At 68.0% G+C, this 13,713-nt stretch carries 16 protein-coding genes and 2 pseudogenes; 4 read left to right on the forward strand and 14 right to left on the reverse strand.

The annotated features are described in order from the left end of the window. Nucleotides 1–1,273: tyrosine-type recombinase/integrase (locus tag LHP98_RS18555; RefSeq protein WP_227254049.1), on the reverse strand; the 1,273-nt coding region annotated here is incomplete at its 3' end. A gap of 574 nt (nucleotides 1,274–1,847) precedes the next feature. Here LHP98_RS18555 and LHP98_RS18560 point away from each other — a divergent pair. Then, the gene (locus LHP98_RS18560; protein WP_227254050.1) at nucleotides 1,848–2,108 is read left to right on the forward strand and encodes a helix-turn-helix transcriptional regulator; all 261 of its coding nucleotides are present in this window, start codon (nucleotides 1,848–1,850) and stop codon (nucleotides 2,106–2,108) included. Continuing rightward, a complete protein-coding gene (locus LHP98_RS19725) occupies nucleotides 2,105–2,428 on the forward strand; it encodes a hypothetical protein (RefSeq protein ID WP_413687727.1) in 324 nt (107 codons plus the stop codon). The genes LHP98_RS18560 and LHP98_RS19725 overlap by 4 nt, the downstream gene beginning before the upstream one ends. Here the strand turns inward: LHP98_RS19725 and LHP98_RS18570 are convergent. The 3 genes and pseudogenes from LHP98_RS18570 to LHP98_RS18580 all read right to left on the reverse strand — a co-directional run bounded on the left by LHP98_RS18570 (nucleotide 2,365) and on the right by LHP98_RS18580 (nucleotide 3,131). Then, nucleotides 2,365–2,617, reverse strand: a pseudogene (locus LHP98_RS18570) (hypothetical protein). The gene LHP98_RS19725 and the pseudogene LHP98_RS18570 overlap by 64 nt on opposite strands. Before the next feature lie 84 nt (nucleotides 2,618–2,701). After that, a complete protein-coding gene (locus tag LHP98_RS18575; protein WP_201744254.1) occupies nucleotides 2,702–2,923 on the reverse strand; it encodes a hypothetical protein in 222 nt (73 codons plus the stop codon). A 13-nt stretch (nucleotides 2,924–2,936) separates the two neighbouring features. Beyond that, entirely contained in the window at nucleotides 2,937–3,131 is a 195-nt protein-coding gene (locus LHP98_RS18580; RefSeq protein WP_227254051.1) for a DUF6900 domain-containing protein, read from the reverse strand. A 123-nt stretch (nucleotides 3,132–3,254) separates the two neighbouring features. Here LHP98_RS18580 and LHP98_RS18585 point away from each other — a divergent pair, with 123 nt between their 5' ends. Together LHP98_RS18585 and LHP98_RS18590 are read left to right on the forward strand one after the other, a co-directional pair. Further along, nucleotides 3,255–3,791 carry a hypothetical protein gene (locus tag LHP98_RS18585; protein WP_227254077.1) on the forward strand — a complete coding sequence of 179 codons (537 nt, stop codon included), beginning with the start codon at nucleotides 3,255–3,257 and terminating at the stop codon, nucleotides 3,789–3,791. Beyond that, nucleotides 3,739–4,124: pseudogene (locus LHP98_RS18590) on the forward strand (phage terminase large subunit family protein); the annotation flags it as partial. The gene LHP98_RS18585 and the pseudogene LHP98_RS18590, both read left to right, overlap by 53 nt. A gap of 95 nt (nucleotides 4,125–4,219) precedes the next feature. Here the strand turns inward: LHP98_RS18590 and LHP98_RS18595 are convergent. From LHP98_RS18595 to LHP98_RS18640, 10 genes are all read right to left on the reverse strand, one after another. Further along, a complete protein-coding gene (locus LHP98_RS18595) occupies nucleotides 4,220–4,555 on the reverse strand; it encodes a hypothetical protein (protein ID WP_227254052.1) in 336 nt (111 codons plus the stop codon). After that, nucleotides 4,555–5,487 carry a DnaJ C-terminal domain-containing protein gene (locus LHP98_RS18600; RefSeq protein WP_227254053.1) on the reverse strand — a complete coding sequence of 311 codons (933 nt, stop codon included), beginning with the start codon at nucleotides 5,485–5,487 and terminating at the stop codon, nucleotides 4,555–4,557. The genes LHP98_RS18595 and LHP98_RS18600 overlap by 1 nt, the downstream gene beginning before the upstream one ends. 446 nt (nucleotides 5,488–5,933) lie before the next feature. Further along, on the reverse strand, nucleotides 5,934–6,788 hold the full coding sequence (locus LHP98_RS18605) for a DUF6920 family protein (RefSeq protein ID WP_227254054.1): 855 nt from the start codon (nucleotides 6,786–6,788) through the stop codon (nucleotides 5,934–5,936). 7 nt (nucleotides 6,789–6,795) lie between these two features. Then, the gene (locus LHP98_RS18610; RefSeq protein ID WP_227254055.1) at nucleotides 6,796–6,960 is read right to left on the reverse strand and encodes a DUF3309 family protein; all 165 of its coding nucleotides are present in this window, start codon (nucleotides 6,958–6,960) and stop codon (nucleotides 6,796–6,798) included. 303 nt (nucleotides 6,961–7,263) lie between these two features. Beyond that, on the reverse strand, nucleotides 7,264–8,040 hold the full coding sequence (locus tag LHP98_RS18615; protein ID WP_227254056.1) for a type II CAAX prenyl endopeptidase Rce1 family protein: 777 nt from the start codon (nucleotides 8,038–8,040) through the stop codon (nucleotides 7,264–7,266). Nucleotides 8,041–8,099: 59 nt separating this feature from the next. Continuing rightward, nucleotides 8,100–9,083 carry an alpha/beta fold hydrolase gene (locus LHP98_RS18620; protein ID WP_227254057.1) on the reverse strand — a complete coding sequence of 328 codons (984 nt, stop codon included), beginning with the start codon at nucleotides 9,081–9,083 and terminating at the stop codon, nucleotides 8,100–8,102. A 25-nt stretch (nucleotides 9,084–9,108) separates the two neighbouring features. Further along, a complete protein-coding gene (locus LHP98_RS18625; RefSeq protein ID WP_227254058.1) occupies nucleotides 9,109–10,239 on the reverse strand; it encodes a hypothetical protein in 1,131 nt (376 codons plus the stop codon). A gap of 41 nt (nucleotides 10,240–10,280) precedes the next feature. Beyond that, nucleotides 10,281–10,676 carry a cupin domain-containing protein gene (locus tag LHP98_RS18630; protein ID WP_227254059.1) on the reverse strand — a complete coding sequence of 132 codons (396 nt, stop codon included), beginning with the start codon at nucleotides 10,674–10,676 and terminating at the stop codon, nucleotides 10,281–10,283. 28 nt (nucleotides 10,677–10,704) lie between these two features. Continuing rightward, on the reverse strand, nucleotides 10,705–10,917 hold the full coding sequence (locus tag LHP98_RS18635) for a hypothetical protein (RefSeq protein WP_227254060.1): 213 nt from the start codon (nucleotides 10,915–10,917) through the stop codon (nucleotides 10,705–10,707). Nucleotides 10,918–11,046: 129 nt separating this feature from the next. Continuing rightward, nucleotides 11,047–13,617, reverse strand: a complete 2,571-nt coding sequence (locus LHP98_RS18640) for a cation-translocating P-type ATPase (protein WP_227254061.1) — start codon at nucleotides 13,615–13,617, stop codon at nucleotides 11,047–11,049. Nucleotides 13,618–13,713 lie beyond the last annotated feature (96 nt).

The following is a 13,713-nucleotide window of genomic DNA, read 5'->3' on the forward strand; positions in this document are numbered from 1 at the left end:
GACCCGGCCCCGGGCGGCCACGTTCGATGGCGCGCGAGGGCAGCGGGGCCTGGATGAACCGTTCGCAGCAGGTGCATGTCAGGCGGGGCCGGACGACGCGGTTCACGATGAAGCGGCCGGGCACGTAGCGCAGGGTCGTCTGCATCTGGCTGTGGCCCAAGAGCTTGCCGATCATTTCCAGCGAGGCCCCGCCGCTGACCAGAAGCGATGCGAAGGTGTGGCGCAGGTCGTGGATGCGGACGTCCTGCAGCCCGCATTGCTTCTGGACCTGCGCCCAGAACCGCCGCACCTCCTGCACCGGCTGGCCGGGCGTATCGCCGGGGAACAGCCACGGCGATCCCTTCGGCACCAGCAGCAGGCGCTGGCGCACGATGGCGGCGGTCTCGTCCGAGATCGGCACGCGGTGGGCGCGGCGCTGTTTCGTCATGGTGGGCGGCTTCGACCAGCTCATGTGTTCGAGATTGAACTGCTCGAACCGGGACTGCCGCACCTCGCCCAGCCGGGCGCCGGTCAGCATGCACATTCGGATGATATCGGCCGCGCGCCGGTCTTCAGCAGCGTCCAGCGCCGCAGCCAGCTTGGCGATTTCCTCCTTGGACAGGAAGCGTTCGCGCGGCGTCTCGGTGCGGCGGTGGAAGCGCTGGGCGGGGTTCTCCTCGCACCAGCCCCACTGGACCGCCAGCGTGAACATCTTGCGCAGCACCTCGCCGATCCGGTTGGCGCGCACTGGCGTGGGCTTGGCACCCTGCAGCTTGCGCGCCCGATTGTTGGGCTTTTCCTTGTGCGGCCGCGCCCTGCCCTCGGCGATCTTGGTCAGCAGCTTGTCGACGTCGGTCGGCGTGATCTCCGTCACCAGCTTCCGACCCCAGACCGGTTCCACCATCTTGGTCAGTGCCGACCGCTGGTCGGCCGCGCTGCGCGCTGACAGTTTCGGCAGATGCTCGGCGCCGTAGCGCTCGATCAGGTCGGTCACGCGCGGGGCTTCGCGTTTGGCCTCGCGCTGGCCCAAGGGGTCGGCCCCGGCGTCGATCTCGCGCCGCAGTTCCTTGGCCCGCTCCCGAGCGGCCGACACCGACCATTCCGGCCAGCGCCCGAAGGTCATCCGGCGCTGCCGCCCAGCATGACGGTAATCCAGCGTGAAGGCCCGGCCGCCGCCGCGGTAGATGCAGACGGCAAATCCCCGGACGTCGGTGTCGAAGATCTGGCAGTCCCGCCCCGGCACCGGCTCGGCGTCGCGCAGCACTTTCTCGGTCAGCTTGATGCGTTCGGGCATGGCTTTGGTCCTTCTTGCATCCGACATGAGGCGTGGTTTCGCCTGGTTATCAAGGCAAGCATGGCGCCTTGGGTGGCGGGAAGGCGGAGGGTGGCAGGAAGGATGCCGGAGCCGCGCCACCCCTTGTTTTCTTGGGTTTTCGGCGCTGGGCGGATCGATGCGCGACTGACGACGATGGGCGCGATGTGACGTGTGAAACGGCAGGCGCGGTCATCAGGCTGCAAATTCGACCCACAACGTGCCGCAGAGCGACAAATCCTCAAGGAATTCAATGGGTGGCAGGGATGCCGTGTCGGGTGCCACCCCCTCTTTGCCCGTCAATGCCGGTCAAACACGGTCAATGCGACTGTTCGCTGGTGTTTGCGGCCTTGGCGTCCGTTTCGCCCATCTGGCAGGACCGGCCGCAGTCATCCCGCGCCACCCGACCACTATCGCAAACGCCAACAAAACAAGGGGTGGCACAAATCTGGCGTCCTTTCCGCCACCCTCCGCCTCGCCGCCACCCCTCGGGCTCTGCGCTCACTGGTCCCTGCAAGACGTCCCCGATCTTCGGGGCCAGGACCAGGAGACCCCGATGCCGCATCTCGGATCGATGCCAGACCCGAAGGACAAACCCCGCACGCTGCTGGTCGGCTGGATCAGCCGTCTCGACCTTGCACTGGAACTCGGCCTTTCGGTCGACACCCTGCGCCGCTGGGAGGCGATGCGGACGGGACCGCCGTGCGTTCGCGCCGGGCGCAAGGTCTATTACCGCCGCGCCGCTGTCGAGGAATGGCTCGAGGAGCAGGAACAGGCCGCCCCGCGCCGCCGTCGTGCCGGAGGGCGCCGGTCATGACCATCCAGCCCCGCTGTTCCGCCTGGCCCGCTGACCGCGTGGCCGAGGCCCGCGCAGTGATCGCCGACGTCGCGCATCACAGCGATCTCCTGATCCGGCTCGCCTGTAACGTGCTTGCCCAGCATGGCGAGACCCCGAGCGAGCGTGCCGATGCCCAGCGCCTGCTGGTAGTCATCGACGCGCGGCGGGGGGTGCGCGCCTTCTACGGAGACAAGCCCCGTCGTCGGACGGGGCGGCCATTGCGCGCGCTGGCGCGTCAGGCGGCGTGTTCGCCTTCCTTGAAGGCGCTGTCGGTAATCTGGCGCAGCAGGCCCGCGTAGTGCTTCAGGGTGCCGACATGCCCCCAATGGATGTCGTCGGGGTGGGTCTCGAAATGGTCGTCGCTCAGGGCTTTCAGGCTCCTGCATGGTGTCGATCTCGGCCTTGGCAGCGATGAAGGCGTCGAGGGCTTTGTCGTTCGGCTGTGCGGCGCGGCGGGTTATGGCAGGGCATCCTTTGGTGAGTTGCATCGTTCTGGTGCCAATACCATCGCTCTGTCGGGCGAATGATCGTAGGCAAATCGGAGCAATATCAGTGCTTTCTGATCGATCCGGTCAGATCAGCCGCATCTCCGCCAGCGCGCGGCTGGCAGCACCAAGTTGGGCGGTCGGCAGTTCGATCTTCAGATGCGAGAGGACATCGGACGCCTCGGCCGGGATCCCGCTCTCGCGCAGCGCCTGCTCGATGACCTCGGCGATGGCGTCCGGGCGGCTCAGATCGAAGCCCTCGGGAAGGGCGGAATAGTCGATGCGGATGGTGGTGATGGCCATGGTCATGTCGTTGGCCCCCTCAGCGCCGAGGCGCGGCGAGGCCCGCGGCATAGGCTTCTACCAGGGCGGCGCGGATCGACCAGATGGCGACGTCATGGAAATCCAGCCCGTCGCTGTTCCGGGCGTCCAGCGTCTTGACGAAGAAGTGTCGCTTCGCGATGTCGAGCATCAGCGCCTCGGGTGCAGTGGAGGTGGTCTTGGGGGTCGAGGTCATGGCCTGGTCTCCGATCAAGGGGTGAGTTTCTGATCGCAGAATCGCTTTAAAGAGGCAGACAATCAACGGGAATGATTGTTCTTTCCTGTTTATTTTCAATATCTTGATATGCTTCACAGCGCCATGAAAGGCATGAGCGAACGCGAGTACGCGGCCCATTCCGGCCTGTCCCGCGGCGGGGTGCAAAAGGCGCGGAAGAACGGGCGGCTGGTGATCCATGACGGCGGGTCGATCAACGCCGCGGCCTCGGATGTGCGGCGGGCGGACATGACGGACCCGGACCAGCAGCGCCGCTCCTTGGGTGGCGATGGGCTGGCGAGCGGCCCTGGCGAGACACCGTCCTACATCAAGGCGCTTACCGCGCTCACGGTCTATGCGGCGCAGGAGCGCCAGCTGGCTGTCCAGAAGAAGAAGGGCACGCTGGTCGACCGCACGCGGGCAGAGACCCTCGTCTTCCGCCTGGCGCGGCAGGAACGGGATCGCTGGGTGACCTGGCCCGGACGGGTGGCCGCGCTGATGGCGGCGCAGATCATGGCGGAGGTGGAACGGCAATCCGGGGCATCGGAGACGATCGAGACCGCGATCATGCAGAGGGTGCTGGAAGCCCATGTCCGCGAACAGCTCGACGCCCTCGCCGACCTCAGGGTCTCGCTTGCATGATAAGGAGGACGACAACGACCTGACGGCCGACCTCGACTTCGGCTTCGACGGCGCCGAGGATTTGCTGCGGGTCTGGCGGCAGGGGATGCGCCCCGACCCGAACCTGACGGCCTCGGAATGGGCGGATCAACATCGCTGGCTATCGTCACGGGGCGCGGCAGAGCCGGGGCGGTATCGCACCGCCCGCGCGCCCTGCGCGAGATCATGGATGCGCTGTCCCCAGGCCATCCGGCCCAGCGCATCACCTTCATGAAGGCGGCGCAGGTCGGCGCGACAGAGGCCGGGAACAACTGGATCGGCTTCGTCATCCACCACGCGCCAGGACCGAAGCTATAGGCGTTGATCTTGGCTGGCTGCTGAAGGCGGCGGCGTAGGGTAAGCCGAACAGACCAGCGTTCATCCTACTAGAGTGACTGGTGCAGCGAGCCTCACACCCCCGACGCATTCAGGGCCGCGCCGATGCGTGCCCTGACCGCGTCGGATTCGTCGGCCAAGGCCAGCGCCAGGGACTGAAGGGCAAACCGGGCACCGTGCAACTGGTCGATCAGGGACATCACGATGCCAAGGGCGGCTTCGTCCAGATCGAGGTCGTCGGACAACTCGCACACAAGGCGCAGGCGGGCGATGTCGATCTGGCCAAAGAGGGGGCCGGTCTCGCTTTGCACGGGGACCACGACCCTGGCCGCGATGAAGCCGGTCAGGCGGTCACGGGTCAGGCCCGAGGTGATGGCAACAACGTCGTCTTCCGTCAGGTATTGGGTCATCAGACGGCCTCTGCCAGAAGGGCGGCGCGCGGATCATGGGATTTGGTCTTGCGCCATTCGGTCAGGAAGTCGCGCAACGGGGCGTCGGTCTCAGGCGGCGCCACGATACGCAGCTCGACCAGTTGATCGCCCTTTCCGGCACCGCCGGGTTTGGCGACACCGCGCCCGCGCAGGCGCAGGGTCCGGCCCGAACTCGTGCCGGGCGGGATGGTCAGGCTGACCGGGCCCGCGATCGTCGGGGCCTGAACCTTGCCGCCCAGAATCGCCTCGTCGATGGTGATCGGCAAGGTGAGCAGGATGTCGGCACCCTCGCGGCGGAACACCGGATGCGGGCGAAGGGACAGGGTGATCAGCGCGTCACCGGGCGGCCCGCCGCCAAAGCCGGGGCTGCCCTTGCCGCGCAGACGCAGGGTCTGGCCATCTTCGGCGCCGGCCGGAATCCTGACCGAGAGATCGCCCCCTTCGCCGAGGGTCAGGCGCATGTCGGCCCCCCGCGCCGCATCCAGGAACGGCACGTGAAGCGAAAAGCGCAGGTCGTGCCCCGGGGCGGCGAAGCCTTCGCCGCTTTCGCCGCGCTCACGGAGCATCTCGGCAAAGATATCGCGCGGGTCCCCGTCGCCAAAGGAAGAGCGGAACCCTTGCTGCGGCCGATATGTGTTGCCGGGTTCCCCGGCAAAGTCCCGGTAATACTGCCGGGGTGGCTTTTCCGACCCCGAGGCGTCAATCTCGCCCGCATCATACCGGGCGCGGGTGGCGGGGTCCTTCAGGAGGTCGTACGCGGCACTGATGTCCTTGAACCGGGCCTCGGCCCTTGCGTCATCGGGATGCAGATCGGGATGATGCGCGCGTGCAAGCTTGCGGTAGGCCTGCTTGATCTCGGCAGCCGTCGCGGTGCTTGACAGGCCAAGGGCGGCGTAGGGTTCAAGCGGCATATGTACGTCATCTCGGTTTTGGGGGGTCAGGGCGATCCTGTGCGCGCCCCGACCAGATCCTTCATGTCACACGAAGACCCGGCGATTTCGCTGATCCAGATTAGCGCCCTTGCGATTGCGGCGGACCTGGGTGGCAACCAAAGTGATGCATGGCCCTATCCGGGCCAACCGGAAGAAATCCGGCGCGCATTCGCGCGTTCACAGTTCCGGCAGACTGCCGGAACAACGAGGTTCGTCTTCCGGATCGACCCGCCTCCGCGCCGGTGTTGCCCCCGTCACGCCGGACGCTTCCCCCAACTGCGCCGGAAGACGTGTGCTTCCCCACCGTGGTCCGCGAAGGGTGCGAGACCGCCGCCGCTGGCCCCGTGGTGTGGCGCTGCTGGTCCACATGGGACTGGTGCCGGCGGACGAGCCGACCGGCAACCTCGACCGCGCCTCGGCCGCCCCTAGTCGAAGGCGTAGCCGATCCGGGTGACGGTGCCGTGAAAATAGGACCGCTCCCCCTGCTCCGTCAGATACAGCACCTCTCCCGTCATCGGCACGACCATGCCGGCCTGCGGCCGGTAGTCCGACATCCGACACTCCCACGGCAGCATGACCGAGGCCCCATCGACCGTGGCCGCGCGGGCATCGGCGTGGATGCTGGCGACCAGCCCATCCGCGCCGAACCGGAACAGGAGGGTCAGGGTCAGCGGCCCGTCGGTCATCGTGGCGCGGGCCGACGTGGCATCGACGGCGGTCCAGGTCACACCCTGTCTGGGCAGAAGGGCGGTGGGATACCAGACGCCTTCGGCAAACCAGCGCATCAGTTCGGCGCGGGCAAAGTCTCCGTCGCCCTCCAGCTTGCCGACCGGGATGAGGCCGAGAAGGGCGGGATTCAACTGCCCCCGCCCGCCTATGTAGGAATCTGTCACCCGGATCGGCAGGCCGGGAAACATCGTGATCCACGCGTCCCAGACAAAGCCGGGGCGGCTGTTGGTGACATGCTGCACCGATGTGAAGGGCTTCCACTGCTGCGCGGAGAGGCTCATGTTGAAGCGGCCCCGCATCGACAGGTCGGCGGTGCGGATGATCGGCTGGCCGTCGGTCAGCACGGCTTCGAAATACCGCCGCACCGGATCGGGCAAAGCCGCCACCTCGGCGGCACGGTAGGTCGCGGCGGGACGGCGGGTCGCCGTGGCGTCAAGGCGCGCGACAAGCCGGGTGCTGGCCTGCGACCAGCGCCAGGCGCCGAGGGCGCCAAGCCCGCCATAGGCGGCCAACAGCACCAGCGCCCCACCTGCCCATCTCAACGGCTCCATGGCGCCCTCAGATCCGGCCAAGCAGCATCAGGACCAAGACGATGATCAGGATGGCCCCGATCACCCCCACGCCGCCGTGCCCGTAGCCATAGCCATAGCCACCGAACCGGCCGCTGAACCCGCCGAAGAGGAAGATGATGAGAATGATGGCCAGAATGGTGCCGAGGGACATGCGGGTTCTCCAGGGTTGGGGGGTCTGCGATCCGTCTCGCCAGCGATCAGCCAGACGGCGGCCGAGGGCGAAGGTTGCGGTGAAGATGGCCAGTGTGGCCGGATCGGCCGCCACAAGAGCCGCGGCCAGGCCCGCGTGCCAAGGCGTCCACCGAAGACAGAAGACCGCTGCCCCGGCCGATATCGAAGGACGTGAACGTCGCGGCCGCCGGATGGGCTCGGGGTCATCTCCTGTGTCGCCCGTTCGGGTAGGGTTGCTTGTCTCGACTGGGCATGGAATTGACTGCCGCCGCACTAACCTCGCTCAGCGCGGCGCGGCTTTGCGCAAGACGGCAGGCCCGGGTCGGACAAGGCAGGCGGCGGCCACAGCCAGAAGAAGCGCAGTCACGATGGCATAGGGTCGCAAGTCACCACCTTGCGGCGTGACCGGAATGGCCCAGGACCCGGAATTGATGGCCGCATGCAGCAGGATTGCGGGCAGGACGCTGAACCAGGTGTTCATGGCAAGCCGCGCAAAGACGACCGACAGCCCGACCGATCCGGCCATGAACAGGCCGATGGGCAGGGTGGCCTGTGCCATGCCGGGCATCCAGAACAGCGGCAGATGCCACAGGCCCCAGACCGCGCCAAGGGCAATGCTCGCGGCGCGCCAGCCCAGCCTTTGTGCCATCACCGGCAGGGCATAGCCGCGCCAGCCGAATTCCTCGCCCAAAGGCCCGCCGAGGATGGTGATCTGCAGAACGATCAGCGCCGTGGCCAGAAGGCCGGTCACGGGAGTGGCCGGGACCACCCCGCCAAGCGCCGCGTGAAGGACCAGGGCCAAGGCCATGATCGCCAGCGGCGCAAGGGCGGCCGTCGCATACCAGCCCCAGCCCAGCCGCCAGGCCAGGCACCGCTTCAGCCAGGTGCGCAGCCCGGCAGGGCCGTCGAACACTAGGACGGTCGCAAGGCCCGAGAGGCTTGGCCCGAAGGCCGAGGCAAGCAGCAGAAGGGTCTTGATCCGGGCAGCGGGGTCGAGCAACAGCGCCGTCGCGGCCCAGAGTCCCCATGTCCAGCCAAAGGTCAGCGCGAAGAAGGTCACCAAGGCGCCTGAGTGTGCCGAGGCTTTGGCGGTCTGCAAAGCGGGGTATGGCGGTCTGGTCATGGGGTGGGGGCGGCTTGCGTGGACAGGACGAGCCCGGCAATCGCGGCCATCACGGCGTCGTTGTGGCCGACCCAGGCATGGCCGCCGGTCTGAAACCCCAGGAACCGCGCGCCCCGGATCTGTCCGGCCATGTATTCGGCGCTGGCATAGGTGCCAAAGCCATCGTCGCGCGCGCTGACGATCAGGGTGGGCGCCGTGACGCAGGTCAGCTCGGCGGGTGCCATCGCCTTCCCCGCCGCCGTGTCCGCGCGCAGACCGGCCGCCCGGGCCGAGACGGGAAGGATCGCATCCAGCATGGCGTTGACGCGTGCCCGTTCGGCCGGGCTGGCGGCAACGACGACGGCGGGCGGGGTGGCGACGACGGTGGCGATCATCCGGTCCCGCGCGACATGCAGGCCCGCCCAGAACAGGACATCCGACCCGATCACCCGCATCATCGCCGCCTCGACCCAGGCGGTCATCGGTGGGGCCGAGGGCGCCGCGCCCGGCGGCCTGTAGCCGAGGGGGACCAGCAGGATCAGCGCCGAGACCCTTTCCGGGTGCCGGATCGCCATCTGCAAGGCCGAGAGCGCCCCCGCCGACCCGCCCATGACCGCGGCCCTGTCGATGCCAAGGCCGTCCAGCAGGCAGACAAAGGCATCGGCCTGCGCCTCGGCCGATCCATCGGGCGGCATCGGCGTGCGCAGGTAGCCAAAGCGCGACATGGCGACCACGCGGATGCCCTGGGCGATCAGGGGGGCGGCAAAAGCCATGCCCTGATCGAACCCGCCGCCGCTGCCATGCACGGCCAAGAGGACCGGCCCCTCGCCCGCCGCCTGATACTCGATCCGGCCGCAGGGGGTGTCGATCAGGGTGCTGCCCTGCGCGACCCGCGCCTTTGCCGCCGCGATGTCGGTGGTGAACTGCCACCAGACCGCCGCACCGAGCCCGAGGAGGATGAGGGCCGCGGCAAGCAGGACCTTGCGGCCTGTCCCTGTCACTTGGCTGCACCCGGGCCGCTGGGCATCACGACTGAGCGCCCTCGCGCCGCAAGAGCCAGCCGCCGGGCAAGGCAAAGGCCGCCAGCGTGCCGATGCCCAGCATCGTCAGACCAAGGACGAAGAACCACCCGGCAATCGGCACCAGCCAGGCGAGACCCGCGAGAAAGGCGCCCAGGCAGGCCAGCGCGAACTTGCCCGGCAGCCCGGCGGGCATGCTGCGCCCCGCGCCCAGCCACAGCGCCACGCCCAGAACATAGGACCCCAGCGCATAGCCCGCAAAGATCGCCATCACCGTGAGGGCCAGCATGACCGGCAGCAGGAACACGCCGACCAGCGTCAGCATCAGGACAAACCCCGATCCCGCCAGGGCCGAGGTCACCAGAAACCCCGACCAGATCGCTCGACCCGGATGCGCCAGCGCCAGCATGCGCCAGTTCTGCACCGCCTGCGGGGCAATCGCGATGACCATGGCGGCGATCAGGCCCGAGATCAGGACCCCCGTCAGAAAACCCGTGACGATCCGCCAGACCGGAACCTGCACCGGCATCCGGTCCGACCATTCGTTGCCGTCATATTGCGAGGCCTGCTCGATCCTGACGCGGGTCGCCGGGGCCACGGTTTCGGGCACGGTGACACTGGCAGGGTCTTCGGCATAGATCGTCAGCGCGCCTGTCACCCGCGCCTCGGGGCCAAAGATGATGTCATCGGCCACCAGCACCGCATCGCCCGCAATCACGCCCTGCAACGTGATGTCCGCCCCGGTGATCAGCGCATAGCCGCCAACCGCTGCCACCGAGACCTCTGACCCTGCGGCGCGCAGATTGCCGGTGACGTCGGCCAGCACCAGCTCGTATCCCGTGACCGAGGCATCGCCCCCAATCGTGGCGGTCGCCGTCACGCTGTAGCCTGCCGCGAACAGATCCCCCGCCACCGCCGCATCGATCGTGACCCGCCGCCCGGCCAGATGGGCCGATCCGCCCACGGGCGACGCTACCTCAACCCGGTTTCCGGCCATGAACAGGTCGGTCACCGCAGGCCCGCCAAAGCTGACAGAGGCGCCAGCAAGATAGCGGTCGCCCCCGATGGTCAGGTTGCTTGTTTCCGCATGGGCCGGCAGGGCCAGAAGCCCGCAGGCAAGGGTCAGGGCGCGCAGCATCGGGGTTCATCCTAGGATCAAGGGGAAAGACGAGAGGGCCGCTATTCGCTGGCCACGCCGTCGAAGACTTCGCGAGAGGCCTCGGCTTCGGCCTTTGTGGCCTCGACCAGCCTGTCGATGTGGTTGGGGGGGCCATAGATCGTGTAAAGCCGCAGCGACGTGTCGCCCGTGTTGACCAGATTGTGCTTGGCTCCGGCCGGCACGATCAGCCCGTCGCCGCCCTTGATCTTGTGGCTGACCCCGTCGATCACGACCTCGCCCTCGCCCTTCTCGATGCGGAAGAACTGGTCATGCGTCGCGTGGGTTTCCATGCCGATGTCCTGACCGGGGGTCAGCGCCATCAGCACCAGTTGCAGGTTGTGCCCGGTGTAGAGCACATGCCGGAAGGCAGTGTTCTCTTCGGTCAGCTTCTCGATGTCGGCAAGATAGCCTTTCATGGCGGCCTCCTTTCGGCTGGGGGTGAGATCAGTTATTGCGGCAGCCCGGAACGTTCAGGTCGCGGCAGAAATAGCCGGCAGCGCCGCCGACCACCGCCCCGGTCAAAGGACTGCCCCCCGTGGCGCCGCCGATCACGGCACCGCCCGCCGCCCCGGCAAGGCCGCGCTCGGCGTCACTGGCAAGGCAGCCAGACAGGCCAAGAGATAAAGCGCTCATCAGCAGGACGGATCTCATCGGCATGGTGGCCTCATTTCTGAAAAGGGTTTGGGTGGCCATGGAGGCGTGGCGCGGATCATGTCCGGCACGGGACAGAGCCTGGCGAACCTGCAACAGAATGCGCCGATGCCGGGACCGGCGTGCTGCCCCAGATCAGTGGACGGCGCGTTTTCCGGATGTGCTTGCCATCGCCGCCTTGGTGCCCTGCACCGACCAGCGCCAGATCGGCTTGATCACTTCCAGCACGACAAGAACCGTCAGGCCCGCCAGTGGCGCGACTGCCAGATGCACCGGATCGAGGGCGGCAAAGCCGAAGAGGTCGCGCGCGGGTTGCCAGAACAGGGTGACGGCCAGCAGGGCCCCCACGATGGGCAGCACCACGGCCAGCGCCCGGTTGGGGCGTGTGATCGCCGTCAGGATCGAGGAGGAGCGTGACCGATCCACCAGGATCAGCGCCACGATGGCGAAGACCAGGGCGGCAAAGGTCATCCCGCGCACCTGGTCGGTTGTCAGGCCATAGCCCGGGGCCAGCGTGAAGATCGTTGCCGTCACCCCCAGCACCAGCGCGCCTTGCACCAGGCTCCAGACGATTGTCGGGCCGGAGAACAGCGGCTCGGTCGGCGGGCGCGGTTTGCGGGTCATCACGTCGTCCTCCTCCGTCTCGGCCTCGAACACCAGAGAGCAGACCGGGTCGATCACCATCTCCAGAAAGGCGATGTGCATGGGGCCGAACAGGATCGGCATCCCGAACAGCAGCGGCATCAGCGCCAGCCCGGCGATGGGAACGTGGACGGCGAGGATGAAGCTCATCGCCTTGCGCAGGTTGTCGTAGATGCGGCGGCCCAGGCGGACGGTGGTGACGATGGACCCGAAGTCATCGTCCAGAAGCACGATCGAGGCGGCCTCGCGCGCGACATCGGTGCCGCGTCCGCCCATGGCGATGCCGATGTGCGCGGCCTTGAGCGAGGGCGCGTCGTTCACCCCGTCGCCGGTCATCGCCACCACGGCCCCGGCGGCTTTCAGGGCAGAGACGATGCGCAACTTCTGTTCGGGCATGATGCGGGCGAAGATCGTCACGTCCTTGACGGCCGTTGCGAGTTCGGCATCCGACAGGGAGGCAAGGTCCGGCCCGGTGATCACGCGGTCACCCTGCAGCCCCGCCTCGCCCGCGATGGCCTGCGCCGTGGCGGGATAATCGCCGGTGATCATGATCACCCGGATGCCCGCACTGCGGCACTGGGCGACAGCGTCGGGGACCGAGGCGCGCAGGGGGTCGGCCAGGCCCACCAGGCCAAGAAACTGAAACCGGAAAACGCGGGGATCCTCGGGCAAGCTGCCCTGCTGCGATGCCTCGGCCACCCCCAGCACGCGCAGGCCCGCGCCGGCCATCTGATCGACCTGCGCCGTCAGTGTGGCGCGCGTTGCCTGGTCGAGGCGGCACAGCACCGCCACAGCCTCGGGCGCGCCCTTGGCGGCGATCTGCCAGCCCTTGCCCGCCTCCCAGGCCTGCGACATCGCCAGCAGCGCAGACGAAAGCGGATAGCTGCGCACCAGTTTCCGCCCCTCGCCGGGCAGGGTTTCGCCGCTGCGCAGGTCGGCCTTGGACAGCACATGGAACGCCTTTTCCATCGGGTCGAAGGGTTCGGGCGCCGAGGCCATCACCCCCGCCGCCGCCAATTCGCGGAACGCCTCGGGCAGGGCCTCACCGGTCTTGGCCGCCGTGCCATCGGGCAGGCGCAGTTCGGCAATCGTCATGCGGTTTTCGGTCAGGGTGCCGGTCTTGTCCGTGCAAAGGACCGAGGCCGCACCAAGGGTTTCAATGGCGGAGGCGCGCCGCGTCAGCACCCGCACCTTGGAAATCCGCCAGGCCCCCATCGCCATGAAGACGGCCAGCACCATCGGAAACTCCTCGGGCAGCATCGACATGCCGACGGCGATCCCGGCGAGAACCCCTTCCAGCCAGCCGCCCCGCAACAGGCCATAGAGCACCACCACCGCCGCGCTGACCGCCGCCCCCACGGCGGCAAAGACGATGACCAGCTTGCGCATCTGGCGTTGCAGGTGCGGCGTCTCGGTCTCGAGCTGGCCCAGCGAGGTGCCGATCCGGCCGATCTCGCTGGCTGTGCCGGTGGCGGTGACGCAAGCCATCCCCGTGCCCCGCACGATCAGGCTGCCGGAATAGACCATCGGCTGATCCTCGCCCCCCGGTCCGGCCTCGGTCTCAGCCCCCGCCACCTTGCGCACCGGCACAGCCTCGCCGGTGAGCAGGGATTCGTCCGCCGACAGGTCCGCTGCCGTCATGAGGGCCGCATCGGCGGGCACCCGGTCGCCCTCGGCCAGCACGATCACGTCACCCCGCGCCACGTCGCGCCCGGCGATCCGCTGGCGCTGACCGTCGCGGATGACCAGCGCGCGCGGGCTGGTCAGGTCGCGCAAGGCTTCCAGGACACGCTCGGTCCGGGCCTCCTGCACCACGGTGATCCCGACCGACAGGCCGGCGAAGGCCAAGAGGATCAGCGCCTCTTCCCGGTTGCCCAGAAGCAGATAGACGACGCCCCCGGCCAGGAGCAGCGCCAGCATCGGCTCGCGCAGCACGTCGAGGATGATGCGCAAAGGCGACCGCCGCCGCGCCTTTGGCAACTCGTTCGGCCCCTCGGCCGCAAGCCGGGCTTTGGCCTCGGCCTGCGTCAGGCCGACGGGAAGGGACGTGGCAGGATCTGTCATACGTGCTTTCACGGGGTCGGCGCGGTCTGGCGCGAGGGTCATGCTCGCATGGCCCGGGCCCGACTCGCGCTGACCTGCATCAGTGGCCACTGACAG

The organism is Rhodobacter sp. Har01 (assembly GCF_020564565.1).
Lineage (GTDB): Bacteria > Pseudomonadota > Alphaproteobacteria > Rhodobacterales > Rhodobacteraceae > Pseudogemmobacter.

What these genes read in the sequence shown, in the direction of transcription:
- LHP98_RS18560 (WP_227254050.1), top strand. Translation starts at nt 1,848, where the DNA reads ATGCCGCATCTCGGATCGATGCCAGACCCGAAGGACAAACCCCGCACG.
- LHP98_RS19725 (WP_413687727.1), top strand. Translation starts at nt 2,105, where the DNA reads ATGACCATCCAGCCCCGCTGTTCCGCCTGGCCCGCTGACCGCGTGGCC.
- LHP98_RS18575 (WP_201744254.1), bottom strand. Translation starts at nt 2,923, where the DNA reads ATGACCATGGCCATCACCACCATCCGCATCGACTATTCCGCCCTTCCC.
- LHP98_RS18580 (WP_227254051.1), bottom strand. Translation starts at nt 3,131, where the DNA reads ATGACCTCGACCCCCAAGACCACCTCCACTGCACCCGAGGCGCTGATG.
- LHP98_RS18585 (WP_227254077.1), top strand. Translation starts at nt 3,255, where the DNA reads ATGAAAGGCATGAGCGAACGCGAGTACGCGGCCCATTCCGGCCTGTCC.
- LHP98_RS18595 (WP_227254052.1), bottom strand. Translation starts at nt 4,555, where the DNA reads ATGACCCAATACCTGACGGAAGACGACGTTGTTGCCATCACCTCGGGC.
- LHP98_RS18600 (WP_227254053.1), bottom strand. Translation starts at nt 5,487, where the DNA reads ATGCCGCTTGAACCCTACGCCGCCCTTGGCCTGTCAAGCACCGCGACG.
- LHP98_RS18605 (WP_227254054.1), bottom strand. Translation starts at nt 6,788, where the DNA reads ATGGAGCCGTTGAGATGGGCAGGTGGGGCGCTGGTGCTGTTGGCCGCC.
- LHP98_RS18610 (WP_227254055.1), bottom strand. Translation starts at nt 6,960, where the DNA reads ATGTCCCTCGGCACCATTCTGGCCATCATTCTCATCATCTTCCTCTTC.
- LHP98_RS18625 (WP_227254058.1), bottom strand. Translation starts at nt 10,239, where the DNA reads ATGCTGCGCGCCCTGACCCTTGCCTGCGGGCTTCTGGCCCTGCCGGCC.
- LHP98_RS18630 (WP_227254059.1), bottom strand. Translation starts at nt 10,676, where the DNA reads ATGAAAGGCTATCTTGCCGACATCGAGAAGCTGACCGAAGAGAACACT.
- LHP98_RS18635 (WP_227254060.1), bottom strand. Translation starts at nt 10,917, where the DNA reads ATGCCGATGAGATCCGTCCTGCTGATGAGCGCTTTATCTCTTGGCCTG.
- LHP98_RS18640 (WP_227254061.1), bottom strand. Translation starts at nt 13,617, where the DNA reads ATGACAGATCCTGCCACGTCCCTTCCCGTCGGCCTGACGCAGGCCGAG.